20 protein-coding genes are annotated in these 25,456 nt (G+C 41.9%); 8 read left to right on the top strand and 12 right to left on the bottom strand.

Translation table 11 applies throughout. The features are described from left to right. Positions 1 to 316: 316 nt before the first annotated feature. Positions 317 to 4,003: a methionine synthase gene (gene metH / locus G4D73_RS13700; protein WP_213686999.1), complete on the top strand. Its 3,687-nt coding sequence runs from the start codon at positions 317 to 319 to the stop codon at positions 4,001 to 4,003. Between the two features lie 54 nt (positions 4,004 to 4,057). Here the strand turns inward: metH and G4D73_RS13695 are convergent, their stop codons facing one another. Both G4D73_RS13695 and G4D73_RS13690 read right to left on the bottom strand, forming a co-directional pair. Then, positions 4,058 to 4,648, bottom strand: coding sequence for an HNH endonuclease (locus tag G4D73_RS13695; RefSeq protein WP_213686998.1), 591 nt, complete (start codon positions 4,646 to 4,648; stop codon positions 4,058 to 4,060). After that, positions 4,648 to 5,808 carry an AAA family ATPase gene (locus G4D73_RS13690; RefSeq protein ID WP_213686997.1) on the bottom strand — a complete coding sequence of 387 codons (1,161 nt, stop codon included), beginning with the start codon at positions 5,806 to 5,808 and terminating at the stop codon, positions 4,648 to 4,650. The genes G4D73_RS13695 and G4D73_RS13690 overlap by 1 nt, the downstream gene beginning before the upstream one ends. A gap of 294 nt (positions 5,809 to 6,102) precedes the next feature. Between G4D73_RS13690 and dhaK the strand changes: the two genes are divergently transcribed. Next, entirely contained in the window at positions 6,103 to 7,833 is a 1,731-nt protein-coding gene (gene dhaK / locus G4D73_RS13685) for a dihydroxyacetone kinase subunit DhaK (RefSeq protein WP_213686996.1), read from the top strand. A gap of 121 nt (positions 7,834 to 7,954) precedes the next feature. On the opposite strand, the gene G4D73_RS13680 is transcribed toward dhaK, so the two are convergent. The 3 genes from G4D73_RS13680 to G4D73_RS13670 all read right to left on the bottom strand — a co-directional run bounded on the left by G4D73_RS13680 (position 7,955) and on the right by G4D73_RS13670 (position 10,951). After that, positions 7,955 to 9,229, bottom strand: coding sequence for a glutaminase (locus G4D73_RS13680; RefSeq protein ID WP_213686995.1), 1,275 nt, complete (start codon positions 9,227 to 9,229; stop codon positions 7,955 to 7,957). Positions 9,230 to 9,452: 223 nt separating this feature from the next. Next, the gene (locus G4D73_RS13675; protein ID WP_213686994.1) at positions 9,453 to 10,259 is read right to left on the bottom strand and encodes an SDR family oxidoreductase; all 807 of its coding nucleotides are present in this window, start codon (positions 10,257 to 10,259) and stop codon (positions 9,453 to 9,455) included. A gap of 20 nt (positions 10,260 to 10,279) precedes the next feature. After that, positions 10,280 to 10,951, bottom strand: a complete 672-nt coding sequence (locus G4D73_RS13670) for a hypothetical protein (RefSeq protein ID WP_213686993.1) — start codon at positions 10,949 to 10,951, stop codon at positions 10,280 to 10,282. Positions 10,952 to 11,126: 175 nt separating this feature from the next. Here G4D73_RS13670 and G4D73_RS13665 point away from each other — a divergent pair, with 175 nt between their 5' ends. Both G4D73_RS13665 and G4D73_RS13660 read left to right on the top strand, forming a co-directional pair. Next, on the top strand, positions 11,127 to 14,021 hold the full coding sequence (locus G4D73_RS13665; RefSeq protein WP_213686992.1) for a valine--tRNA ligase: 2,895 nt from the start codon (positions 11,127 to 11,129) through the stop codon (positions 14,019 to 14,021). A 126-nt stretch (positions 14,022 to 14,147) separates the two neighbouring features. Then, on the top strand, positions 14,148 to 15,080 hold the full coding sequence (locus G4D73_RS13660; RefSeq protein WP_213686991.1) for an IS5 family transposase: 933 nt from the start codon (positions 14,148 to 14,150) through the stop codon (positions 15,078 to 15,080). Here the strand turns inward: G4D73_RS13660 and G4D73_RS13655 are convergent. The 4 genes from G4D73_RS13655 to G4D73_RS13640 all read right to left on the bottom strand — a co-directional run bounded on the left by G4D73_RS13655 (position 15,048) and on the right by G4D73_RS13640 (position 18,616). Then, positions 15,048 to 15,404, bottom strand: a complete 357-nt coding sequence (locus G4D73_RS13655; RefSeq protein WP_213686990.1) for an endonuclease domain-containing protein — start codon at positions 15,402 to 15,404, stop codon at positions 15,048 to 15,050. The genes G4D73_RS13660 and G4D73_RS13655 overlap by 33 nt on opposite strands. A gap of 55 nt (positions 15,405 to 15,459) precedes the next feature. After that, complete coding sequence (locus G4D73_RS13650; RefSeq protein ID WP_004279387.1) at positions 15,460 to 16,650, bottom strand: hypothetical protein; 1,191 nt, start codon at positions 16,648 to 16,650, stop codon at positions 15,460 to 15,462. Positions 16,651 to 16,745: 95 nt separating this feature from the next. Further along, entirely contained in the window at positions 16,746 to 17,786 is a 1,041-nt protein-coding gene (locus G4D73_RS13645) for a molecular chaperone DnaJ (protein ID WP_213686989.1), read from the bottom strand. Between the two features lie 143 nt (positions 17,787 to 17,929). Continuing rightward, positions 17,930 to 18,616 (bottom strand): carbonic anhydrase, encoded by a 687-nt coding sequence (locus tag G4D73_RS13640; protein ID WP_213687761.1) that lies wholly within the window; start codon positions 18,614 to 18,616, stop codon positions 17,930 to 17,932. A 482-nt stretch (positions 18,617 to 19,098) separates the two neighbouring features. Here G4D73_RS13640 and G4D73_RS13635 point away from each other — a divergent pair, with 482 nt between their 5' ends. Then, complete coding sequence (locus tag G4D73_RS13635; protein ID WP_005104681.1) at positions 19,099 to 19,776, top strand: DUF421 domain-containing protein; 678 nt, start codon at positions 19,099 to 19,101, stop codon at positions 19,774 to 19,776. Here the strand turns inward: G4D73_RS13635 and G4D73_RS13630 are convergent. The 3 genes from G4D73_RS13630 to G4D73_RS13620 all read right to left on the bottom strand — a co-directional run bounded on the left by G4D73_RS13630 (position 19,773) and on the right by G4D73_RS13620 (position 23,129). Beyond that, positions 19,773 to 20,474, bottom strand: coding sequence for an HAD family hydrolase (locus tag G4D73_RS13630; RefSeq protein WP_005104682.1), 702 nt, complete (start codon positions 20,472 to 20,474; stop codon positions 19,773 to 19,775). The two genes, G4D73_RS13635 and G4D73_RS13630, sit on opposite strands and share 4 nt — an antisense overlap. 146 nt (positions 20,475 to 20,620) lie before the next feature. Next, the gene (locus G4D73_RS13625) at positions 20,621 to 21,754 is read right to left on the bottom strand and encodes a porin (RefSeq protein ID WP_129716548.1); all 1,134 of its coding nucleotides are present in this window, start codon (positions 21,752 to 21,754) and stop codon (positions 20,621 to 20,623) included. A gap of 136 nt (positions 21,755 to 21,890) precedes the next feature. After that, positions 21,891 to 23,129, bottom strand: coding sequence for an MFS transporter (locus G4D73_RS13620; protein ID WP_213686988.1), 1,239 nt, complete (start codon positions 23,127 to 23,129; stop codon positions 21,891 to 21,893). Positions 23,130 to 23,266: 137 nt separating this feature from the next. Between G4D73_RS13620 and G4D73_RS13615 the strand changes: the two genes are divergently transcribed. The 3 genes from G4D73_RS13615 (at position 23,267) to G4D73_RS13605 (ending at position 25,453) form a co-directional block, all read left to right on the top strand. Beyond that, the gene (locus tag G4D73_RS13615) at positions 23,267 to 23,896 is read left to right on the top strand and encodes a 1-acyl-sn-glycerol-3-phosphate acyltransferase (protein WP_213686987.1); all 630 of its coding nucleotides are present in this window, start codon (positions 23,267 to 23,269) and stop codon (positions 23,894 to 23,896) included. A 63-nt stretch (positions 23,897 to 23,959) separates the two neighbouring features. Beyond that, entirely contained in the window at positions 23,960 to 24,877 is a 918-nt protein-coding gene (locus tag G4D73_RS13610; protein WP_005104687.1) for a patatin-like phospholipase family protein, read from the top strand. Positions 24,878 to 24,979: 102 nt separating this feature from the next. Next, positions 24,980 to 25,453, top strand: coding sequence for an NfeD family protein (locus G4D73_RS13605; RefSeq protein WP_005247004.1), 474 nt, complete (start codon positions 24,980 to 24,982; stop codon positions 25,451 to 25,453). Positions 25,454 to 25,456 lie beyond the last annotated feature (3 nt).

Genomic DNA, 25,456 nt, shown 5'->3' with positions numbered 1-25,456 from the left:
AAAACGATTCAAACCCTGCCTGTCATCAAGCTGAGCAAAAGTTTCATTTGCACAGCATAAGCCATCAATATGACAATTTCATGAATGAAAGCATCAGCTTAATTTTTTGATTTTGTTTACTGTCTCAAAGACATCGAATCAGATTAGAGATTGCAATATTTTCTGATCCGGATTTTAGAACTTGTTGTTTTTCTAGATGACTTATCAAATTTTCATATCATGCTTATCCATCATTCTGAGCAATCTCAGCAGAAATCAGCCAACTAATCTGCTAAGATTAGCGTCGTTTTTTTTGATTTCTGCTGAGAAAGTTTGAATGTCTACACTTACCACTTTAAAAGAACTTCTTGCCAAAAGAATTTTAATTATCGATGGTGCGATGGGTACCATGATCCAGCGCCATAAACTGGAAGAAGCCGATTATCGTGGTGAGCGTTTTGCTGACTGGGCCTATGATCTCAAAGGTAATAATGATTTGCTGGTGCTCACTCAGCCACAAATTATTCAGGGCATTCATGAAGCTTACTTGGAAGCTGGCGCCGACATTATTGAAACCAACACCTTTAACGGTACTCGCGTTTCAATGTCGGATTACCACATGGAAGATCTAGTTCCTGAAATTAACCGTGATGCAGCGCGTCTGGCCAAAGAAGCCTGTGCCAAATATTCAACGCCTGAAAAACCGCGTTTTGTGGCCGGTGTGATCGGACCAACATCACGTACCACCTCTATTTCTCCAAACGTAAATGACCCGGCGTTCCGTAATATCACTTTTGATGCGCTCAAAGTTGACTATATCGAATCAACCAAAGCCTTGATCGAAGGTGGTGCAGACATCATCCTGATCGAAACTGTGTTCGATACTTTAAATGCCAAAGCTGCCATCTTTGCAGTAAAAGAAGTCTTTAAAGAATTAGGCTATGAACTGCCAATCATGATTTCAGGTACGATCACGGATGCATCAGGTCGTACATTGACTGGTCAAACCGCTGAAGCCTTCTGGAACTCAATGCGTCATGCAGAGCCGTTATCTATCGGCTTTAACTGTGCCCTAGGTGCAGATGCGATGCGTCCACACGTGAAAACCGTGTCTGACGTTGCTGATACCTTTGTTTCAGCGCATCCAAACGCTGGTTTGCCAAATGCCTTCGGTGGTTATGATGAAACGCCGGAAGAAACCGCAGCATTTATTAAAGAATTTGCAGAAAGCGGCTTAATTAATATTACCGGTGGTTGCTGTGGTACTACGCCGGATCATATACGTGCGATTGCAAATGCTGTTGCAGGCATTACCCCTCGTCAAATTCCTGAAATTGAGCCTGCGTGTCGTTTAAGTGGTTTAGAGCCATTTAACATCACCAAAGATTCACTGTTCGTGAACGTCGGTGAACGTACCAACGTCACCGGTTCGAAAAAATTCCTGCGTCTGATTCGTGAAGAAAACTTCGCCGAAGCGCTTGATGTTGCCCGTCAACAGGTTGAAGCCGGTGCACAAATCATTGACATCAACATGGATGAAGGCATGCTCGATTCGCAAGGTGCGATGGTGCATTTCCTGAACCTGATTGCTTCTGAGCCGGATATTTCACGTGTGCCAATCATGCTGGATTCTTCTAAATGGGAGATTATCGAAGCGGGCCTGAAATGTGTGCAAGGTAAAGCCGTGGTGAACTCGATTTCCCTGAAAGAAGGTCATGACGAGTTTGTCGAACGTGCCCGCCTCTGCCGTCAATATGGTGCCGCGGTCATCGTGATGGCATTTGATGAAGATGGTCAGGCCGATACAGCTGCGCGTAAAAAAGAAATCTGTAAGCGTTCATATGATGTTCTTGTGAATGAAGTAGGCTTCCCGTCTGAAGATATCATCTTTGACCCGAACGTCTTTGCGATTGCGACCGGTATTGAAGAACACAACAACTATGGCGTGGACTTTATTGAAGCGACTGGCTGGATTAAACAGAACCTGCCAAATGCGATGATTTCTGGTGGTGTGTCGAACGTATCGTTCTCGTTCCGTGGTAACGAACCGGTACGTGAAGCGATTCACTCGGTGTTCCTGTACCATGCCATTCAGCAAGGCATGACTATGGGTATTGTAAATGCCGGTCAGATGGCGATTTACGATGACATCGATAAAGAATTGAAAGAAGCGGTTGAAGATGTTGTTTTAAACCAGAACCAGGGTGAAAGCGGTCAGGAAGCAACCGAAAAACTGCTTGCTGTTGCTGAAAAATACCGTGGTCAAAGTGGTACGCAAAAAGCCGAAGAAAATCTGGAATGGCGTAATGAGTCTGTTGAAAAACGTCTTGAATATGCATTGGTAAAAGGCATCACGACTTATATCGATCAAGATACTGAAGAAGCGCGTTTAAACTCTACACGTCCACTGGATGTGATTGAAGGTCCATTGATGGCGGGTATGAACGTAGTCGGCGATCTGTTCGGTGCCGGTAAAATGTTCTTGCCACAAGTAGTCAAATCTGCACGCGTGATGAAACAGGCTGTAGCGTGGTTGAACCCGTTCATTGAAGCTGAGAAAACCCAAGCCGAAGCAAAAGGTAAAATCCTGCTGGCTACGGTGAAAGGCGACGTACACGACATCGGTAAAAACATCGTTGGCGTAGTATTAGGCTGTAATGGTTATGACATCGTGGATCTGGGCGTGATGGTGCCATGTGAGAAAATTCTACAAACTGCGATTGATGAAAAAGTCGATATCATCGGTTTGTCTGGTCTGATCACGCCGTCTCTGGATGAAATGGTCTTTGTTGCCAAAGAAATGCAGCGCAAAGGCTTTAACATTCCGTTAATGATTGGTGGTGCGACGACTTCTAAAGCGCATACCGCAGTGAAAATCTCACCGCAATATCATAATGATGGCGTGCTTTACACCGCAGATGCTTCACGTGCCGTGGGTGTAGCAACACAATTGCTTTCTCCTGAAATGAAACCAAAACTTTTGGCTGACTATGCAGCGGATTATGAAAAAATTCGTACTCGTCTTGCCAACAAGCAACCGAAAGCGGCGAAATTGTCTTATCAAGAGTCAGTCGAAAACGGCTTCAAGATCGATTTCGACAAGAATGCACCGGTTAAACCAAACTTCATTGGATCTGAAACTTTCACAAATTATCCGCTTGAAGCTTTGGTGGAATATTTTGACTGGACACCGTTCTTTATTTCATGGAGCCTGGCGGGTAAATTCCCGAAAATCCTTGAAGATGAAGTGGTGGGTGAAGCAGCACGTGACTTGTATGAACAAGCACAAGCAATGCTGAAAGACATCATCGAGAATAAACGTTTTGATGCGCGTGCGACGTTTAGTATTTATCCTGCAAACCGTGTAGCAGCAGATACAGTTGCCGTTGCAGATGAAGCGGGTAATGTAACCCACAGCTTCGAGCACTTACGTCAGCAGTCTGACAAAGTGACAGGTAAAGCGAACTACTCTTTGGCAGACTTTGTTGCGCCAAAAGATGTCGCTGAGGATTACTTGGGTGGCTTTACCGTGTCGATCTTCGGTGCGGAAGAGTTATCTCAAGAATACAAAGCCAAAGGTGATGACTATAACGCGATTATGGTTCAAGCCTTGGGTGACCGTTTTGCTGAAGCATTTGCTGAGCATTTACACGAGCGTATTCGTAAAGAGTTCTGGGGCTATCAAGCAGATGAGCAACTTTCAAATGAAGATTTGATTAAAGAGAAGTATGTGGGGATCCGTCCTGCACCAGGTTATCCTGCTTGTCCTGAGCATTCTGAAAAAGCGCCATTGTTTGACTGGTTAGGTACAACCGACAAGATTGGTACTTACTTAACCACAAGTTTTGCAATGTGGCCACCTTCATCAGTGAGCGGTTTCTACTATGCAAACCCTGAAACTGAATACTTTAACGTGGGCAAAATCTCTGGCGATCAGCTGGAAGATTATGCGAAGCGTAAAGGTTGGACGCTGGATGAAGCGAAACGTTGGCTAGCGCCGAATTTGGATGATTCTGTGGTGTAAAAATCCACTACTTTAGATTAGAAAAAATCCCCTCGAGTGAGGGGATTTTTTTACTTAAAATTTAATTGGTATTCTCTTAAGTATTGCACTCTCAATATCATTTTTAATACCGGCATACTCATCTAGTGACCCAACCTCTATTTCCTTGAGCTTAAAAAATTCAATTGTATATTCCCGTTTAGAATGCCAATTTTTTAATTCATACCTTAAATATTTTCTTCTTCCTTTCTGAAGAAGATTTAATTCATAAAATTGAGTTACGTCCTCAAGATTAGGATGAATAAATTTATAGTTCTGAGCAGAAAAATCATTTATTGAATACTGAAACCCTAAATGATTATTAACTATAAAATCTTTCCTTCTCCCCTTTCGAGGAGCCGTATTACACCGTCTACAACTAATTGTTAAGTTTGTTAAATTAAAAATATATTTTTTATATTCAGCTTTTGGTAACACATGTTCTAGATCAATAATAATATTTTCATCATGAGCTAAAGCTCTTTGACAATAGGCACAAGAATTCTGAAATTTAACCTTCAGTAATTCTTTGTATTTAATTTTAAGCGATTTAAATCTTTCACATTTCCATATTTGGTTTGAGCAACGACAACCTGAATAATTACAAATGTATTGATCAAAATTCATTAATTCTTCCTTGTTAAAAATCTAATTTTAATATCTTCAAGCACTTCCCTTTGATGGATATTATCTGCACTTTCAATTAGTCTACTAAATTCTTGCTCAACAAATTCATATGACAATTTATTCTCTTGTAATTGATCCAATAATTTAACGCAATATCTCGATAGAAAAGAATTATCTGGAGTCAAAATTCCAAACACCTCCCAATATAAAGACTCAACACTATAATCTTCATCCTCCTGTATAGTATTTAGCATCTGATCTTTAACCTTAAATATTTTATACTCAATTCGCCCTATATAGTCTCTATATAAATCCTGTTTATTTACCTGAAGCCTTGAAATCATTAGTGGAGAATGTGTTGCTATAAAAAATTTTAAATCATACATATAAAAGTAATCGTATAATTTAAATACGTATTCTCTTTGCCAGTTCGGATGTAAACTTATTTCTGGCTCATCTATTAAAACTATATTCTTTGTATCTTTGGACACGTTACTACTTAAAAACAACATCTGTGCTAAAAAATGTGATTCACCAGAACTCGCACCATCTAGATTAAATTTTTCTTCACCTTTGAATAAAATAAAATCAATTTTAAATATTTTTTTATGACTAAATAACTTATAAAATTTTTTAAAAATTGATAAAGAAGAAATATTTTCTCGAGCTCCTCCCCAATCACCAAAGTCAAAAAAATATTCATACTCACTATAAGGATGTAAATTTTTCTTTAGCTGCTTACAAAAACTATCAAGTTCATTTAAACTATAGTCGATGTAATCTTTGTCACTCGCAACATCAAACTTATTATATTTATCTATTCTTCGTAAAAAATAGCTAAGAAAATCACCCTCAAAATCAGAGTAAAATGATATCAAGGTAGTAACTTCTTTCTCATATCCCAAGTATTCTAAGATGTTGTAAATGTTATTATCCCCATTTAAAAAAGAGTTAACAATCGTCTTTTTTAAAAACTCCTTTCCGCCTCTCGCACTTAATTTTTTATAGCCTCTTGAATTAAACTTATCAAAAACAGTATTTGAAATTGCTATAACATTTTTATTTCTTTTTACATATCTCTGACCAATAGTATTCAATAAACGGCTTTTACCACTGCCATTAACCCCTACCAAAAAATTTACTTCTGAAAAATCTTCCATAATTTAAAGTTATTCAAAAAAATTAAATTTTAATTCAGGTAATTGAAAAACAACACTCTTACTGAATAAAAATTTACCCACTATCGAATCATGATTAAAAAGAAATTTTGAATGTAGCTTGTACCTTCACCACTCCTCTTCCTTATTAGTGAAGTAAAAAATGCAACCGCCTCTTTTCTAACCCCTAAATCCCAAATCACTCGTTTTTACATTTTTAAGTCAGCAAATTTCAAACATTTCCATAATAATAATAAGACTTTAGACATCTCCCAGAATACGTGAAGGCCTTTCTCCATGAAAAAACTTATCAACAACCCTGAAAATCTGGTTGTCGAAATGTGCAAAGGTTTTGTCCTTGCCCATCCTGAACTGACATTTACCGAATCGCATAAAATCATTTCACGTAAACAAAAACACAATAACGTGGCACTGATCAGTGGCGGTGGTAGTGGTCACGAACCTGCACATGCGGGCTTTGTCGGTACAGGCATGTTAGACGCTGCCGTATGCGGTGACGTTTTTGCATCGCCATCTCAAATTCAGGTCTATAAAGCATTGCAGCATGTCGCAACTGACAAAGGCGTGCTGATGATCATCAAGAACTATTCTGGCGATATGATGAATTTCCAGAATGGTGCTGCATTGGCTGCGGAAGATGGCATTAAAGTCGATTACGTCAAAGTGGCGGATGATATCGCGGTAAAAGACAGCCTTTATACCGTCGGTCGTCGTGGTGTTGCTGGTACCATCTTCGTGCATAAAATTGCCGGTGCAGCAGCGTCAAAAGGTTTAGAGCTTGCGGAAGTCAAAGCTGTGGCTCAAAAAGCAGCGGATAACGTGATTAGTCTTGGTTTCGCCTATACCTCATGTACTGTTCCTGCCAAAGGTACACCCACCTTTACCCTAGCCGATGATGAAATGGAATACGGCGTCGGCATCCACGGTGAACCGGGCATTCGTCGTGAAAAAATCTTACCATCGAAAGAAATGGCACAACGTATGGTCGATGACTTATTCCTTGACCGTCCTGACATGCAAGAAGTTGCGGTGTTGGTGAATGGCTTTGGTTCAACACCAATGCAAGAACTGTATGTGTTTAACAATGATGTATGCGAACATCTGGCGCGTAAAGGCATCAAAATTTATCGCACATTCGTTGGCAACTATATGACCAGTATCGACATGAACGGTGCTTCGGTTTCATTGCTTGCAGTCGATGATGAGCTAAAAGGCTACTTAGATGCAGAAGCCAATACCCCTGCCTTTAAGCTGGATGGCTCGCCTGCACTACCATTTGAATTTGCAGCACAAGACGCAGTAGCAAAACAAACCGCCAATACCGAAGTTGAAACCCAAACTGAACATGCTGAAATTCAGAATGAGCAATTCACGATAGAAAATATGCGTTATGTGGTCGATGTGATGGCAGCCTGCATCATCAAAAACGAAGTGCCATTCTGCGAGCTGGATGCCCATGCAGGCGACGGCGATTTTGGCATGAGCGTCGCAAAAGGTTTTAAACAGCTGAAACGTGAATGGCAAAGCCTGATTCAAGCACAACAGATGGATGAATTCTTACTGAATAGTTCCATGATTATTATGGAACACTGTGGCGGTGCGTCCGGCCCAATTTGGGGTTCAGCATTCCGTTCGGCCAGCAAAGCCATTCAAGGTAAAGAAACTCTAAGCGTGGCAGATTTTGCCGAGATGCTACAAGCTGCGGTAAAAGGTATTCAAGTGACAGGTGAGCGTTCATTTGGTCGTGGTGCTGTGGTCGGTGATAAAACCCTGATTGATGCACTTGTACCTTGCGCAGACTCTTGGTCAGCCAATACCGACAAGACGTTTAAAGAAAACTTTGTCTTGGGTGCAGAGGCTGCGGTAAAAGGTGCAGAATCCACCAAAGAGATCGTGGCGCGTATGGGCCGTGCTGGTACAGTCGGTGATCGTAGCTTAGGCTATCCGGATGCAGGCGCACACGGCTTAGGCGTAATCTTTACGGACATTGCCGAGCATATTAAATAAACTTTTCAAGATTTGAAAAAAGCCCCGACACTGTTCGGGGCTTTTTTATATTTCATTTCCTCTACTGAGCAAGTTTTAAAGCGCAAGTAATGAAAGGCATACTCATTCCTATGGATGTGGCTTAATGAAACTTGTCCAAATAGCGCTCTAGCTCTTCTGTTACCACTACCCGCTTATTGCCTTTTACCTGCTCTTCACTCAATACACCTTCTGAATCAATAACTACCACTTTGTGTCCATCCGCTTGTAATCGTTTGACGCCTTCAAATAACATGCGTGCACCTACATCATGAATCAAAGTTAAATTGGTCAGGTCTAAGACTATACGAGTTGTAGCATCTGGCTCATCCTGCAAGATCCGCAGCAACATTTCCGACTCGGTAAATTGCAACACGCCGCGCAGCTCATATACGACAATGTCATTGTTCTTACCTGCCGTATAACGACTTTGCAAAATGGTCTGTGCCGATGGCGTCCCTTCCATCAGATGCAAGCCCATGTCCCGCGACAAACGCTCAAAAATATCTACGCCACGTACACTATGCCCATGCTCATCAATTTTAGGAGAAAAAACCACAATTCCCACCTGCCCAGGCAATACCCCGATAATTCCGCCCGACACCCCACTTTTGGCAGGAATGCCGACCGTCGTCAGCCAGTCACCCGCCGCATCATACATGCCACAGGTCATCATCACGCTGAGCACTTGGCGCACGACATCACGCTCTAACAACTGTTTGCCAGTTTTGGCCTGAACACCACCATTGGCGAGCACACTACAGATATTTGCCAGATCTTTGACCGTCACCTTAATCGCACATTGCTTGATATATCCATTGACGATTTCTACCGGATCCGAATCCAGTACCCCTACGGTACGCAGCATGTAACCAATCGACAGGTTCCGGAATGCAGTTTTGACTTCAGACTTATATACCTGCTTGTCGAATTCCAGTTGACGTCCTGCCAGCTCACTTAAAAAACGGCGCAAGCATTCCGCACGAGAAATCCCTTTTTGTACAGGAATCAAAGAATGTGTAGTGATCGCTCCCGAGTTAATCATTGGATTTTTGGGAAGATTGGTTTCTTTATCCAGTGAAATCTGATTAAAAGCCTCCCCTGAAGGTTCAACGCCGACCTTTTCCAGCACAGCGCTAATCCCCAAATGCTGCAATGCCAAGGCATAGGCAAAAGGTTTGGACATTGACTGCATGGTAAATTCGGTTGCATCATCTCCCGTAGAATAGATCGTGCCATCCACCGTGGTCAGCGCCAAGGCGAACTTGTTTGGATCTACCGCTGCCAGTTCAGGGATATAGTCAGCCAAAGCGCCCTGATCATTATCATGACAGACCGTTAATACATGCTGGAGATAATCGGGCACCGGGGTTTTCATCGAATGAGCTTATTCCAGTTGGCTGTTATTTTTAATTAACATACCGGCTTTTGGCTTAAGTACCAGAGTGAAAAGGTAATTTTCTGCATATCCATGTTATCGGCTGCATTCCCTTTATGGGCAATTCTCCAGAAATGAATTGCATTTTTAAGTATTGTTATTTTTGTTGATGTTTTAAGAGACATAAAAAAGGGCGCTACTGCCCTTTTTTACTCTGGATGATTTATTTAACCTTGGTTTTACGAATCATTTTGTATAGCACCTTGGGTGAAATACGCGAAACCAGCACACCGAGTTTTTCTTTCTTGCCGCCAATCACAATATATTCTTCGCCGCACTGCAAGGCTTGTACGCTTTGACGGGCAAAATCTTCTGCCGACAACCCATTTTCAATCGCTTCATCCTGCTTGGCTTGTGGCTTGCCTTCCCCATTTAAAGCATTAAATGAGACATTGGTTTGAACAAAGCCCGGAAAAATCACCGAGACCTGAACACCCTGATCAGCAACTTCCGCACGCAAGCTGTTAGCCCACATATGAATCGCTGCTTTGGCTGCGGAATAGGATGCGCGATACTGGGTGCCGAGCAAACCTGCCACACTGGAAATAAAGACGATACGACCTGATTTTTGTGCCAGAAAGGTTGGCAATACCATTTTGGTAAGAAACACCTGAGAAAAGTAATCGACTTCCATAATGGCTCGTTCAGTCTGCATGGTGGTATCTGCAATCAGGGCACGCTGGCTAAGTCCGGCATTGTTAATCAGCCAGTCAATCCGGCCTTTTTGTTGCAAAACCTGTTCATAGGCATGACGAACCTGGCTTTCATCCGTGATATCGGCAATGACTGAAATATGCTGACCCGGATTGGTGAGACTTTGGCGAACATTTTCCAGTTCTTCATGCCGGCGTGCAGTCAGTACCACCTGTGCTCCGAGTGCAGCACATTGCTGTGCGATCGCCTTGCCAATTCCTGAAGATGCGCCGGTAATCCAGACCACTTTTCCATTTAAGTCTTCAACTTTCGCCATGAAATCCTATTTCCCTTGTCTTAATGAATATGGTGCGGCATTTCATCTTCCAGAAATGCCAGCAAATGCTCAAAATAATAACTCATGGTATCGGCATCATAGATGCTACCGAGCTTGTCAAAACGTTTATAGCCTAACTGGGTGGTTAAATGAATCACCCCATTCAAGGTTTTATCGACCACCACATTAAATTTCAACATTTTTTTCGGTTCACGGATTAAATGCGTCACCCCTTGATCGACCACCTGAATAAAAGCTTTTAAAGCGGGTGATACATACTGGTGATTACCATTTTTCATCTGGTCAACACAGCCGAGCAGTTCCATCACCAGCATCTTTTCCACCGGATAACGCATAAAAGCATCACCGGCCTGTTCATAAGTCATTTGATGCAGGTAATTCACCATTGGCATGAGCCGTTCATTGCCAAATAAGGAAACCGACCAGGGCATATATTTACGCGTTGTATGAATAATCTGCTGAATCACTTTTTCAGACTCACTGTCCGGTGAGTTGGCCAGTTGCACCACCTGACCAAAAATCTGGTCAATAATTTCACAGGCCATATCGGCCAGATTTTCACCTAAGGGTCTGGCCAGACTGTTTTGCTCGCCCGCATTTAATCGGAAATGAAGGTCTTTAAAGCGCTGATGAGTTTCAGGTTGAAGCTTCAGGGAAATGCTATAGCTCATCTTATTATCCTTTTTGATATGCTGCGATGAGTCGCGTTTTTTTATCGTTCTATCATACGATGAGTTGCTATACATGCCAATTGGCTAAAGTTTGCATTTGGTTAAGCTGCCGCATGCACTATTTTTTTTGCTACAATAGAGCCAATTTTTCATTCACTTTTGATCTGTTTAGACTATGACTGACTCAGCGCAAAATATCGCGACAACCTACGATCCGACCGAGATCGAGAAAAAATGGTACCAAACTTGGGAAGAGCGTGGCTACTTTAAGCCGTCTGAAAAAGGCGAATCTTTCTGTATCATGATTCCGCCACCAAATGTCACTGGTAGCCTGCACATGGGTCATGGTTTTAACAATGCCATCATGGATGCCTTAACCCGTTTTAACCGTATGTCTGGTAAAAATACCTTATGGCAACCGGGTACTGACCACGCAGGTATTGCAACGCAAATGGTTGTAGAGCGTCAGTTGGGTGCGCAAGGGGTTAGCCGTCATGACCTAGGTCGTGAAAAATTCATCGAAAAAGTTTGGGAATGGAAAGAACAATCTGGCGGTAACATCACCCGTCAAATTCGTCGTTTGGGTTCTTCTGTAGACTGGTCTCGTGAACGCTTCACCATGGATGATGGTTTATCAAACGCGGTAAAAGAAGTGTTTGTAAAACTGCATGAAGAAGGCCTGATCTACCGCGGTAAGCGCCTGGTGAACTGGGATCCTAAACTGCAAACTGCCCTTTCTGACTTAGAAGTTGAGTCTGATAAAGAAGAAGCAGGTTCACTCTGGCACTTCAAATACTTCTTTAAAGATAAGTCACTACGCACACACGATGGTAAAGATCACATCGTGGTTGCAACGACGCGTCCTGAAACATTGTTGGGTGATACAGCTGTTGCCGTTGCGCTTGATGATGAACGCTATGCAGATTTGGTGGGTAAAAATATTATCCTGCCGATTACCGGTCGTGCGGTTCCTATCGTTAAAGACGAATATGTCGATAAAGAATTCGGTACAGGCTGTGTAAAAATCACCCCTGCACACGACTTCAATGACTATGAAGTGGGTAAACGTTGTGAATTGCCAATCATCAACATCTTCAACAAAAATGCTGAAGTGTTGGCTGAGTTTGAATACATCGCAAAAGCCGGCGAACAAATTTCTAAAACCATTCCTGCGCCTAGTGAATATGTTGGTTTAGAGCGTTTTGAAGCACGTAAGAAGATTGTTGAACAAGCGGAAGCGGAAGGCTGGTTAGACCAGATCCAACCTTACACATTGAAACCACCTCGCGGTGACCGTTCAGGCGTGATTGTTGAGCCTCTATTGACTGACCAATGGTATGTGAAGATTGCACCACTTGCTGAACCTGCAATTAAAGCAGTGAAAGATGGCGACATCAAGTTCGTACCTGAACAGTACAGCAACATGTACATGGCATGGATGAACAACATTCAAGACTGGTGTATCTCGCGTCAATTGTGGTGGGGTCACCGTATCCCTGCTTGGTACGATGCGGAAGGTAATGTTTACGTTGGTCGTGACGAAGCTGAAGTTCGCGCGAAAAACAACATCCCTGCCGACGTTGAGTTGAACCAAGACGAAGATGTACTCGATACATGGTTCTCTTCAGGTCTCTGGACATTCTCAACTTTAGGCTGGACTGGCGACGAAGCAAAAGACAAAGCAAACTACTTCTTGAATACCTTCCACCCAACAGATGTATTGGTGACAGGTTTTGACATCATCTTCTTCTGGGTTGCCCGCATGATCATGCTGACCATGCACTTCATGAAGAATGAAGATGGTACGCCACAAGTACCGTTTAAAACTGTGTACGTTCACGGTTTGGTTCGTGATGGCGAAGGTCAGAAGATGTCTAAATCTAAGGGTAACGTCCTTGACCCATTAGACTTGATTGACGGTGTGGATCTTGAAACGCTGGTACAAAAACGTACCACAGGTTTGATGAACCCGAAACAGGCAGCGAAGATTGAAAAATCAACCCGTAAAGAATTCCCTGAAGGGATTCAGTCTTACGGTACCGATGCAGTTCGTTTCACCTTCTGTGCGCTTGCAAACACTGGTCGTGACATCAAGTTCGACATGAAACGTGTTGAAGGTTACCGTAACTTTGCCAACAAGATCTGGAACGCAACGCGTTTCGTGATGATGAATGTCGAAGGTCAAACGATTGGTTCAGAAGCACGTCAAGACCTTTGGGAATTGCCTGAACAATGGATCGTAAGCCGTCTGCAAAAAGCGGAACAAGCGGTGCAAACAGCATTTGCAACCTACCGTTTAGATCTGGCTGCGCAAGCGATTTACGAGTTCATCTGGAATGAATACTGTGACTGGTATGTTGAGTTAACCAAACCGGTTCTGAATGATGAAAATGTATCGAAAGAGCGTAAAGCTGAAGTACGTCGTGTTCTTCTTTCGGTGATGGAAGCGTCTTTACGTTTGGCTCATCCGTTGATGCCTTATCTGACTGAAGAAATCTGGCAAACACTTGCGCCTAAACTCGGTATTACTGGCGAAACCATTATGTTGGCGCCGTACCCGGTTGCTGAGCAAGCATTGATTAATGACCAGGCTGAAGCAGATATGCAATGGCTGCAAGGTTTGATTGGTGCAGTACGTAACATCCGTGGTGAAATGGGCTTAGGTAATGCACGCTTGTTGCCTGTTCTGCTGCAAAATACGACTGATGCTGAAAAAGCGCAGATTGCACGTATTGAACCGTTGTTCAAAGCATTGGCGAAAGTTGAAAGCATTACCTTCTTGGCTGATGGCGAGCAACCACCATTATCTTCTTCATCTGTTGTTGGTCACGTATCTGTATACGTTCCAATGAAGGGCTTAATTGACCCGAAAGCGGAATTGGGTCGCCTACAAAAAGACTTAGACAAGATTCAAAAGCAACATGACCAAATTGCCACTAAACTTGGCAATGAAGGTTTTGTCGCGAAAGCACCTGCTGCTGTGGTTGAAGGCGAGAAAGTAAAACTTGCTGAGTTTGCTGATCAGTTAGCGAAGATTAAAGCGAATATGGAGCAGATTGCAGCGCTTTAATGTGTTGTTAGTTTGATCTAATTTGTGTATAAAGGGCTGATTATTCAGCCCTTTATACTTTGAAATTATTCTGGCTTTGTTGCACAAACCTATCTGTAAAGGCTTTTTTAGCGATATAATTTTCAAATGAAGAAGCCTACACACAAAATCTACCGCACAACCAATTGGCCCGCATATAACCGAGCACTCATGAGTCGCGGAAATATTGCCCTTTGGTTTGATCCTGCTACGCAATGGTATGCGCCATCAAAAGGCAAACAAGGGCGAAATCAAACCTACTCCGACGCAGCCATCCAATGCTGCTTAATGATTAAATCCTTATTCCGTCTGTCTTTACGTATGGTTACTGGCTTTGTGCAAAGTCTGATTAAACTTTGCGGATTAAATTGGATAGCTCCAGATTACACCACGCTTTGTAGAAGACAAAAGCATATTGATATTGTAATCAGCTACCAAAAAAGTAGCGATGGGCTGCATCTACTCATGGACTCTACAGGCATGAAGTTTCTAGGTGAGGGCGAATGGAAGCGCAAGAAACATGGACCTGAATATCGTCGCCAATGGCGTAAACTTCATATTGGTATAGATGCTAAAACCCTACAAATACGAGCAGTTCAGCTTACAACCAATAATGTCAGTGATTCACAGGTGCTTGGTGATTTACTTAATCAGATTCCACAAGATGAGCAGATTGACTCTGTTTATACCGATAGAGCTTATGACACCAAGCAATGCCGTCAGGTCATTGCAGATCGGCAAGGGCATGCGGTGATTCCACCTAGAAAAAATGCGAAACCATGGAAAGATACAAAGAGTAGCTCCCTAGAGCGAAATGAATTACTTCGAACAATTAAACGTTTAGGCAGGACACTATGGAAAAAATGGTCAGGCTATCATCGGCGAAGTTTGGTTGAAACTAAGATGCATTGCATCAAATTATTAGGAGATAAACTCAGTGCAAGGAGTTTTGATAGCCAAGTGAATGAGATCCATGCACGTGTAGCAGTCCTTAACAGATTTACGGAATTAGGTCGACCACTTACCCAAGTTACGCCTTAAATTTAGCTCAATTAGGGGCGCTTTACATTTCAAATCTTTGTGCAACAAAGCCCACTTAAGGTATAAATCAATTTCATACATGAACCCATAATTTTTTTCTGTTTGAAAATAATCAGTTCCATGCTGACTACCATCCAACTCAATCACTAAACCAATTTCATGACAGTAAAAATCTACGATATAGGATTTAATCACATGCTGACGACGGAATTTAAGACTCATAAAACGCTTGGCACGTAGCAGTTGCCATATCAGATGTTCTGCATCGGTGGCGGTGTGGCGCATGGATTTGGCGAATTCTAATAATTGAGGATCTATTTTCATTGTTATTTTAAAAGAGCATCATAGCTTTATGATGCTTTGGTTAAAAAAATTAAGTTTAGAATGAGTCAAATGACCAGCTAAATGCCCTATTTTTAAGTAAAATTTTAAAATAATCAAAATCCTTATAATCATTTAAACACTGTTCATCTCGTAATATTTTTTTTTGAATTTCGTTCAAATCACGTTGGTATTTTTTAGCCAAATCCACAGGTTTAAAGGTCTGTTTATAGAAACCTGAACTCTCCCAATCAAATGAGTAAATAATATTATCTACCTCAAACTGCAATTGCTCAATTTGCTCTTCTAACAATAGATTATAAGATTTTAAATGTTCATTTGCGATTTTAACTGCTTGTTTTTGATCACCTTGCTCTGTATAAGCACGTAACTTTAATAGAGCTAGTAAATCTTTTTCCTCTAGCGCCGTATTGGCTTGCTGTAATAATTCAGTTTTTTCAATGCGTTTTTGCTCATCTCGCTCACGGTCAGGATGGATCACTGAGGCAATTTTTAAATAGATACTTTTTAATGACTGCCCTGCCATTTTTTTTGCATCTTCAAGTTGCATTTGCTTCTTTAAAATTTTCTTTTTCTCTTTTTCGGCAAACTTTTGATATTCTTCACGCTCACGATCATTCAGTTGATTTTGAATAAAATCGGCTTCTTCTCGATCAAATTTGGCTTTTACTTTTTGCATAAATTCTTCAAGATTTTCGAGATCAAAATCAAAGTCAATCCAGTCTTCAGACACACCTAATTGATCTGCAAGAATTCCCTTCATCACTTGTTTCTGCATCATTTCATCAGCATCATGCTCTGGATGAGAATAATTCTCTGCTTGCGATGTAACCGTCTGAAAATTAGAGCTCTCTTCTAAAAGGTTATAATATTTAGCAATGACTATCGCCAATTCATGTTGCTGTTCAGACAGATTAGGATTATCTAAGAGCAGACTCGCTAAAATCGAAATTTTTTCATCTAAACGCTGTAAATGGGTTTTAGCAAATTTATGCGATTGTTTATATTGCCAAAGTACTTCTAATTGACTAAATAAAACTTGATGCCATTTGCTATATAATGGCAATAGTTCTGCACTTGCATCCTGCTGTACTTTTTGTTGTGCTTGTTGCCACTCTAACAAAGATGCTTGAAGTTTCTCAATTTTTAAAATCAGACGATTAAACTTCTTTTGTTGTGGGGATAAATTTCCAGTTTCTTGATATAAGCTTAAATCTAAAATGCTCATTACTTTGTTTCAATACAAATGCTATTCAACTCATTATTTTAACATAACGAATACCTAAGACCGTTGGTTTAGAGAGTAAAAAACTTTTTACTTCATTAAATCCCATGCCTTAAAAACATCTCCAAGCCGCTCACCTTTTTGATATACATCAAGCGTTCTTTTTCGACTTTAATCTGCTGTTTAATGGCTGAAGTATCTTCATCAATCTGCTTATACAGGTCAGCAATTTGAACTTTCCCTTTCGCCTTTTTCACGGCAATTCTGGTTTTCGATGACCAGACCAATCTATGGATCAAGGTATCGATCTGTTCTTGTAATTTCCGGCTTTGTGCATCCAAAGCCAATTGATAGAATCTTAGTTGCTCCGCACTTAAACCTTTTTGTGAAATATCCTGATCTTGCTCGATCTGCAGTTGCATTTTCAGTAACGTAAACAGGTCTTGTTCTGCATAAGCCTCATTGGCACGTTGCAATAATTCAGTTTTCTTGATTTTTTTGACATCATTCACTTCACGGTCAGGGTGAATGATGGCAGCAATTTTTAAATAAACGGTTTTCAATGACTGCTCTGCCATCGCTGTTGCCTGCTCCTGTTTTTCCTGCTGGCGTTTTAATCTGGCTTGCTCACGTGCCTGCTGAAAATGATCTGATTCCCATTCTTCAAATACTTCTGCATCTGCAAGATCTGAGGGATTTTCATTTTTAAAGAATGTTTCCAGTTCATTTATTTTCTTTTGGCTTTTTCTGAATTGGGCATGTTCGGCACGTTGCTGATAGTAAGTGAAGATTTCATTCACTTTATGAGCTTGTTGCGCTGACATTGCCTGAGAGTCTTTTAGATAATTTGCAAGGTACTGAATCTTTTCATCCAGCACCACCAGTTCTGCCTTGGAAAATGTAGTTTCCTGCAGGTGCTTCCAGAGCTGTTCCAGCTGCTTGAACAGTACGCCATGCAATTCATGGTAGACCGGCATGAAGGTTTTATGGGTATATTGCTGCAGCTCTTCTTCAGCCTGTTGCCATTGTTGTAATTCCTGTTTCTGTTGCTCGATTTTATCAATCAGATGATCCAGCTTCTTCTGCTGTGGCGAAAGTGCTGTGAATGGCTGAATCATGGTTTTCAAGTCAAAGAGCATGGCAGGAGAAGGTCAAAGAATAAATAATATCTATCTTAAATCTTTCAGCTTTCGTCACAAAGTCCTTTTCAGTGTGCCCTTTCGAAATTTGTATCAGAATTAAAAAAAGCAGACCAAAGTCTGCTTTTTCACTCTCATATTGATTATTCCAGCACTACACGGCCATTCAAGGACTGGACCGGACGGTTATTTGGGTGTCCCATCAGTTTTGCAAATTCCGAAATCTGTTGCGCAGAGGCCTGCTGAATATCTTTCAGAATCAGCCAGCGTACCCCTTCTGAACACGGAGGTGTGGTCAGCGAGCCGCTAAAACGATAATAATCCAGATTCTTAGGCAACATCTGATTCACAGCTTGTGGCGTTTTCAAAACCACTTTCTCGCCCTGCTTTTTCGGTAAACGCTTCCACATGCGTTTGAGCATCTGGCTTTCCTGTCCCTGCTCGAACATCATCCCCACGACAGCCAGCTCACCTTTGGCATTGGCATGGACAAAATGAATTTCCAGTGGATAGCTTTTGCCTTTAATCAGGTTTTCACTCGGGCTGTGCAAATGAAACTGCTTCAGTACAAAGGTATCGCCATCCAGCTGCAATTCACCACCTTGCGCAAAATCCACCTGAACAGTATGACCTTTATTTTCGATCGCATGAATCATGGTGTTATAGCTGAACTTGAGCGGTTCCAGTTCTGCTTTCACTGTTCGCTCAATATTGATTGGCGACTGGTTCAGACCATTACAGGCCGAATATTTCTGGCTCAAAGTCGACCATTGTTCAGGCTGAGTATAATCCCAATCCGCATCTGCCCAGACCGCTGTACTTAAACCCATAACCGTTAAAAGCGTGAATATTTTTTTCACAATACATCCCTTGTTGGAAATCAAAATCAAATTTCTATTTTAAAAACAATTTATTAACCTGGTGTAATCACTCTATTTTTCAGGCCACAAACTACAGATGTTTATAGAAATGAAGTGATTTGCTTACAAATTTCTAAACACTCCCAGGTATTCAAAACACATTATTCAGAATTTATATTGATAGATTTCAAATGGATAATAATTTTATAGATTTAAAAATAGACAGCAAAGAATGTGATCTTCTTCAAATTTAATCTGCTGATTTTTTGTGCGTTATTTACATGAAATCTCTATCTTATTTTGAATAAATTAAATAGCTGTATTTTTAAGCTCAAGCTTCTTTTTTAAATAGAATCTATCTTTATTCATAAACTTACATAAACACAGCAGCAAATAAAATACTGATATTGCTAGACTCGAGCCAAAGAGCAAAGTAAGGATAAAGAATTTAAATGGACTGGGCGACCATATTTATAAATGACACCACTTGGGAGTTTACCGCAGAAATTTTGCTGCGTTGTGCCCTGATGTACACGATGATTATCCTGTTTCTGCGTCTGACCGGAAAACGCGGGGTACGTCAGCTTTCCATCTTCGAAGTCGCTATCATTTTGAGCTTGGGTTCGATTGCCGGTGACCCGATGTTTACCGAAGATATTCCCCTGATTCAGGCAGTTCTGGTGATGTCGGTGATTATTATCATGTACCGCCTGACCACCTGGCTCATGATGAAATATCAATGGTTTGAAGACCTACTGGAAGGTAAACCGATTTATATCGTAGAAGATGGCGTGCTGGTCGTTGAAGAAATTAAAAAAGGTAAAATGTCACATGATGAATTCTTTGCCGAAATGCGCCAGCAAGGTGTAGAACATCTCGGTCAGGTACGCACCGGTTTACTGGAAACTGACGGTAAGTTCAGTATCCTGTTTTTCAAATCGGATGAGGTTCGGCCTGGGCTGCCACTTTTTCCTAAAAGCTGTTCTATAGTGCAACAGGTTAAGGCGGGGCAATTATATGCCTGTATTTACTGTGGGCAGGTGCAAACCCTTACGCACGCCGATCAGCAATGTCCGCGCTGTGATTCTGCGCAATGGGCCGAAACGATTGACTGTTTAAGAATAACTTAAGCCTGATTCAGTAACTGCAAATGCGCAAAAATTTCCGGCAGTTGCTGAATTTTATATTGGATATGTTCAGCATCTGCATGAAAGCCTTGCATCCATAATGCATGCATTCCGGCCTCTGTAGCTCCTTGTACATCATTAATTGGATGGTCGCCAATATATAGGCACTGTGTAGGTTGCACGCCTAGACGCTCTGCTGTGATCTGGAATATTTCCGGCTGTGGTTTGTTAAAACCCACTAGTCCCGAACTGATGATCTCATCAAAATAAGGTTCAATACCCAAACCCCGAATCGTATTCAAACGGGTGTCATGTCCGCCATTGGAAACAATGGCTAGCTGATAACCCTCATCTTTCAGCTGCGTTAATACTTGCTCTGCTGCCGGCATTTCTACGGCGAAACGGCCAAACTGGCTAAACCAGAACTGGGCTAGTTCTTCTATGCTAGGAGGATTTAACCAGTGTAGTTCCTGCAATAATGCATAAGCAGCCGAAGCCCCGATACCACCATGGGTCAGCAATTCTTTTTTAGGATAACCACCATTATCGATGCGCCTTACAATCTCGATAATTTTGTCAGGCTCGACCTGTGCCAATGCTGGCGCATAATATTCTGCCAGATAACGGCTATAGGCCTGTGCAGTCAGATCACGATGGGTCAAGGTATTGTCGAGGTCAAATAAAACAGCTTGAATAGGCATAATTTTCAAAACGAAATGCTGAAACTTTCAATCATGTTAACAGCCCGAAACTTGTTAGATCAGACATAAAATTGCTAAGTTTTGTTGTTTTGAGCATAAAAAAGCGATGCCAAAGCACCGCCTTTTCTTAGCTTACAAAGTCTAAATTAGAATTTGTATTCTAAGCCTGTACCAACAACTGGTTGTTTAGTCTCTAATGGACCTTGTTCAAGTGTTAAAAGACCTGCATAACCGTATGCTTTTACTTGTTTAGAGAATGCATAATCAGCACCAAGAATAAATTGTTGTGCTTCGAAATCGCTGCCTACTTTCAACTCTGTAGTATTCTGGCTATATTGACCTTTTACTGTCCAAGCTTGAGCATTTGGAAGAGTGTATTCAGCACCAATTAACCAACCTTGGGCATCGTCAATATTAGCTGCTCCAGCAGCGTTTCCTGCTACATTTTCAACTTCTGATGTTTGATAAAGTGCTTTAAGTGCTAAACCACCATCCAAATTTACACGGCCAATTGCACGAATGGTATTTGCTGCTGCGAAAATAGCTTTTGCATCACCATCTGTATATAGCTGGTTAATTTCACCTTGTCGTGTGTTTAAAATACCTACACCTGCAAAGTTTGATGGGATTGCTTTGTCATAACCAAGACCTAAAACAACCGCTTTGCTGTCATATACTACAGATGCTGACCATGCATCACCCAAGCCACGACCTGCAACTTTAGAACCGCCTTTAGACGAGCTAATACCACCGGCTTCACCTGTAGCTAATAGTGCAGTTGCTTTTAGTTTACCTTCACCGACTGCAAAGCCAGGAGCTTCATAAACTACAACATTATCGATACGGTTTTCACCGGTAAAGATACCTGCCATGTCTGCTTTATTTGCAACATAGTTATTAAAAGTATCAACTACTGAAGAAAGCTGTTTTACAGGCGTATCGATTTTACCCAGCTTTACTGTACCCAACTTTTCATCTTTAAGACCAACTAAAAGATTACGCGGTACAAATGTATCTGTACTTCCACCATTGTCTACATAGAATGTAAATTCAGCTTGATAAAGCCCACTTAAACGGTCAGTAAGTTTCTCCTCACCTTTTAAACCCAAGAATGAATTATTAGTATTCAATTCAATAACGTCACGATCAGACACAGGTGAAGCATTATCTTCAGGTAAGTAATCTACTGATGCATCAATCTCACCATAAAAAGTTGGTGCTGCAAAAGTTGTCCCCGCCAAAAGGCTGAATGCAATTGCTGTTGCTAACTTAGTTTTCATCAAAAAAATCCTTAATTTATTTTGTAACAAATAATACACACGGCGCTTATGTTACAAAATTATTAAATTAATATTTATATATTCTATTTAGTACTTTAGGCTAACATTTAACCAAATAGTTGATTATTTGGAAATTTTATACTTTTTCTGCAACTTTCATCCATCGGAAAATTGGAATTAAACAGATAATTGCCACGATCACGATGAGATTCAGATAATTTTGATAGCCTAAAGCATCTCCCAAAATACCACTCAGACTATAAAGTCCCCCACTCACCGTAGCCATCAGTGCCACCTGAAAGGTGAAATCAGTACCAGCCAGATGCTTGCGACTGTATTGCATGACCAAGGTCAACATGACCACCAAAAGCATGGCTGAGATCATGTCTTCGGCTGCATTAATCAGATATATCATCCAGTTTTCTACTTTTTTTTGGGTTTCATACTGGGCAGCCAGCCATGCATAAGCCATTAAAGTCATGATTTTCAGAACAGAAAAAATCAGTAAACTCCGGCTTCGCGACCAGTATTTCAGACACCAACCAGCCAGTCCTGCCCCAATCAAGGCAGCCAATGCTCCCAGCATGGTGACATAAAGGCCAATCTGGCTAAAGCTCAGTCCGAGATCTACCATTAAAGGTTTTAATAAAGGCCCGGATAAACCATCGGCGATTTTAAAGGTCAATAAAACCAGTAACCAGACAGCCAAGGTTGAATCCGACCAGAAGTATTGAAAATAGGTTTTTATATTGCTGAGTGCAGGTCCTTTATCAGCTGGCGTGATAATTTTTGAATGCTGAGGTTCTTTAAAAAAGAAAATGGGTAAAGTATTAAGAAAGACCAGAGCCGCCAATAATAGAAAGGTAGCTTGCCATTGCAACAGATCGAGCAACCATAATATTGCTCCACCTCCGACAATGAATCCTAGACGTGAACCAATCACCTGAAAGGTATTGCCCCAATGCTGTTGCTCATGATTCAGAATGTTCACCGCCAATGCATCGGTCGCAATATCCTGCGTCGCGCCAATGCCATTCATCAACAAAAGCGTGATAAAAAACAGCAGTAAATACAGCGGCTGATTCAAGGCCTGAATCGGTAGAAATGAGAGCCCAATCAATACAGCAACTGACAGCCATTGCAAGGGAATAATCCAGCTACGGTAATGACCTTGGGCGCTCGATCCATGCCGATCGACTAAAGGCGCCCAGAATATTTTGATCGACCAAGGCAGCATTAACAGGCCAAAGCCCCCGATATGCGCCAGCGATACCCCTTCAGCCCGAAAAATGACCGGTAAGGCATGCGTCATAAATCCGACCGGAAGCCCCTGTGCCCAATATAGCGAAAACAGTAAAATATAGGTATTCCGCATATTTAGGCCAAGTCCTTAAGGTGAAAATGCATCACCAGCATTTAAGATGCTATACATTTTGCCAATGATCCGGATTTTACAACAGTCTAATATAATAAAAAATAAAGAAAAATTAGTTTCAGGAAGAGACATAAGCAATGGCCCAGACACGTTTCCCCCAACTCCCGCCGCATGTGCCATCCCGCGGCAGCAAGCTGAGCCGGAATTTTTTCAGGCAGCTTTTTTTGGGCCAAGGCTGGCGTCTGGAAGGTGAATTTCCAGACTTACCTAAAGCAGTCGCGATTATTTCTCCGCACACCTCCAATATTGATGCATGGCTGGGTTTTAATGCCTTGCTTGGTCTCGGTATTCAGATTACGATTTTTGGTAAAGACAGCCTGTTTCGTACACCGCTAAAACCGGTACTGGAATGGATTGGCGTCGTTCCTGTCGTCCGAGATAGTCCACAAGGTCATACCCGACAGATTGTCGAGATTATTGAAAAATCAGAACAGATCTGGGTCGGTATGGCACCGGAAGGTTCACGTAAGGCACCAGAAAAAATTCGCAGCGGTTTTTATCATATTGCCAAGGCAGCTCATTTGCCGATTGTGATGTTTTCCTTTGATTATGATATCAAGACCATTCATATCCTGGGCGTGTACCATCTGACCGGTGATTATGAATACGACCTGGAACAGATTTATCAGCATTACGAAGGTAAATTCTCGGCCAAAAATCCGGACTGGGTGGCCAAGCCGTTACAAAAGCTTTTGAAAAAAGACTAGGCAAATACGCCTTTTTTTGATGTGATAGCCTGAATTTTGTTGATTTAATCACCAGTTTTTATAATGAAATTAGCCCGTTATGCCTTAATTGGCTGCCTTGGTTTCAGTCTTGCAGCCTGTGACAAAGCCACTAAAACACCTACGCCTGCCACGCCATTAAAAGCCCGTGAACCTGTCGTCGCCATTGCCCTCGGTGGCGGCGGTGCCAAAGGTTTTGCCCATATTGGCGTCATTAAAGTGCTCGAATCACACGGCATCAAACCGAAAATCGTCACCGGTACCAGTGCCGGTAGTTTTGTCGGTAGCCTATATGCCAGTGGCAAATCGCCTTATCAGTTACAGCAGATTGCCCTGAATTTTAAAGAATCTGATATCCGCGATTTAACCTTGAACCGGCAAGGGATTATTGCCGGACAAAAATTGCAGGATTTCGTCAATAAGAATGTGGCGAACAAACCAATTGAACAATTCCCGATTCGCTTTGCTGCTGTTGCCACTCGTCTGGACAATGGCCGTAAAGCTGACTTTATTAAAGGCAATGCCGGACAGGCGGTCCGAGCGTCCTGCAGTATTCCGAATGTGTTTGTGCCTGCAGTGATTGGTGGAAGCAAATATGTCGATGGCGGTCTGGTCAGTCCGATTCCGGTCAAGACCGCCAAAGATATGGGAGCAGACATTGTGATTGCCGTGGATATTTCTGCCCGTCCGGATGGTAATAAGGCTCTAAATATGTGGGGCGTACTAGATCAGACCCTGAATATTATGGGACAGCAAAGCATTCATGAGGAACTGAGTCAGGCCAATGTGGTGATCCAGCCCAAAGTCGGCCATATTGGTACTTTAGACCTGAAAGCCAGTAATGCGACCATTCTGGAAGGTGAAAAGGCTGCTCAGCTGAAAATCCGTACTATTGAAAAAGCCATTAGCAACTTCAAGCAGTCTCCCGCGGCATTTAAACCGCCACGTCCGGCAAAATTTTGATGCATGAATTTTTTATATTCATCTGCGGCCGCATCTGCTACATTGAAGATCAATCATATAAAGATGATGATTAATTAAATACTTAGCGATATAGGTCACGATATGGAATTAGTTCTTGAACCTTGGCACTGGTTTGTATTAGGCATCCTTCTGATTCTATCGGAATTACTACTGCCCGCATTTGCTGCCCTGTGGTTCGGGATCGGTGCCATCATGGTTGGCGTCCTGTACTGGATGTTCCCGATGATGGGACTGACGACCCAGCTCCTGACCTGGATCGTACTTTCTATTCTGTGTACGCTGCTCTGGTTTAAGTTTATCAAGCCACTTTCCATTGATAAGACCAAAGCCGGTCTATCGCGTGAAGCGACCATTGGTCAGGTGGGCATGGTGATTCAGACTAATCTGGATCATGGGCAAATCCGGGTGCGCTTTCCGATGCCAGTTTTAGGTTCGGATGAATGGGAATGCCGAACTCTGGACCCAGTTCAGGTCGGAGACCGCGTTCGCGTCGTGGATATTCTGGGTAATGATCTGGTCGTACAACCCCACAGCACGAATTATCAAAATCAATAAGGT

Source organism: Acinetobacter sp. WY4 (genome assembly GCF_018438165.1).
Taxonomy (GTDB): Bacteria; Pseudomonadota; Gammaproteobacteria; order Pseudomonadales; family Moraxellaceae; genus Acinetobacter.
Note: the sequence above shows the minus strand (reverse complement) of the source record. Positions and strands in the feature narration are given on the sequence as shown.

Excerpts from the sequence above, each read along its gene's own strand:
- G4D73_RS13615 (WP_213686987.1), top strand. The coding sequence starts at position 23,267 with ATGGCCCAGACACGTTTCCCCCAACTCCCGCCGCATGTGCCATCCCGC.
- metH (WP_213686999.1), top strand. The coding sequence starts at position 317 with ATGTCTACACTTACCACTTTAAAAGAACTTCTTGCCAAAAGAATTTTA.
- G4D73_RS13690 (WP_213686997.1), bottom strand. The coding sequence starts at position 5,808 with ATGGAAGATTTTTCAGAAGTAAATTTTTTGGTAGGGGTTAATGGCAGT.
- G4D73_RS13640 (WP_213687761.1), bottom strand. The coding sequence starts at position 18,616 with ATGGGTTTAAGTACAGCGGTCTGGGCAGATGCGGATTGGGATTATACT.
- G4D73_RS13670 (WP_213686993.1), bottom strand. The coding sequence starts at position 10,951 with ATGAGCTATAGCATTTCCCTGAAGCTTCAACCTGAAACTCATCAGCGC.
- G4D73_RS13655 (WP_213686990.1), bottom strand. The coding sequence starts at position 15,404 with ATGAAAATAGATCCTCAATTATTAGAATTCGCCAAATCCATGCGCCAC.
- G4D73_RS13680 (WP_213686995.1), bottom strand. The coding sequence starts at position 9,229 with ATGAAAACCCCGGTGCCCGATTATCTCCAGCATGTATTAACGGTCTGT.
- G4D73_RS13675 (WP_213686994.1), bottom strand. The coding sequence starts at position 10,259 with ATGGCGAAAGTTGAAGACTTAAATGGAAAAGTGGTCTGGATTACCGGC.
- G4D73_RS13605 (WP_005247004.1), top strand. The coding sequence starts at position 24,980 with ATGGAATTAGTTCTTGAACCTTGGCACTGGTTTGTATTAGGCATCCTT.
- G4D73_RS13650 (WP_004279387.1), bottom strand. The coding sequence starts at position 16,650 with ATGAGCATTTTAGATTTAAGCTTATATCAAGAAACTGGAAATTTATCC.
- G4D73_RS13665 (WP_213686992.1), top strand. The coding sequence starts at position 11,127 with ATGACTGACTCAGCGCAAAATATCGCGACAACCTACGATCCGACCGAG.
- dhaK (WP_213686996.1), top strand. The coding sequence starts at position 6,103 with ATGAAAAAACTTATCAACAACCCTGAAAATCTGGTTGTCGAAATGTGC.
- G4D73_RS13645 (WP_213686989.1), bottom strand. The coding sequence starts at position 17,786 with ATGCTCTTTGACTTGAAAACCATGATTCAGCCATTCACAGCACTTTCG.
- G4D73_RS13635 (WP_005104681.1), top strand. The coding sequence starts at position 19,099 with ATGGACTGGGCGACCATATTTATAAATGACACCACTTGGGAGTTTACC.
- G4D73_RS13630 (WP_005104682.1), bottom strand. The coding sequence starts at position 20,474 with ATGCCTATTCAAGCTGTTTTATTTGACCTCGACAATACCTTGACCCAT.
- G4D73_RS13660 (WP_213686991.1), top strand. The coding sequence starts at position 14,148 with ATGAAGAAGCCTACACACAAAATCTACCGCACAACCAATTGGCCCGCA.
- G4D73_RS13620 (WP_213686988.1), bottom strand. The coding sequence starts at position 23,129 with ATGCGGAATACCTATATTTTACTGTTTTCGCTATATTGGGCACAGGGG.
- G4D73_RS13610 (WP_005104687.1), top strand. The coding sequence starts at position 23,960 with ATGAAATTAGCCCGTTATGCCTTAATTGGCTGCCTTGGTTTCAGTCTT.
- G4D73_RS13625 (WP_129716548.1), bottom strand. The coding sequence starts at position 21,754 with ATGAAAACTAAGTTAGCAACAGCAATTGCATTCAGCCTTTTGGCGGGG.
- G4D73_RS13695 (WP_213686998.1), bottom strand. The coding sequence starts at position 4,648 with ATGAATTTTGATCAATACATTTGTAATTATTCAGGTTGTCGTTGCTCA.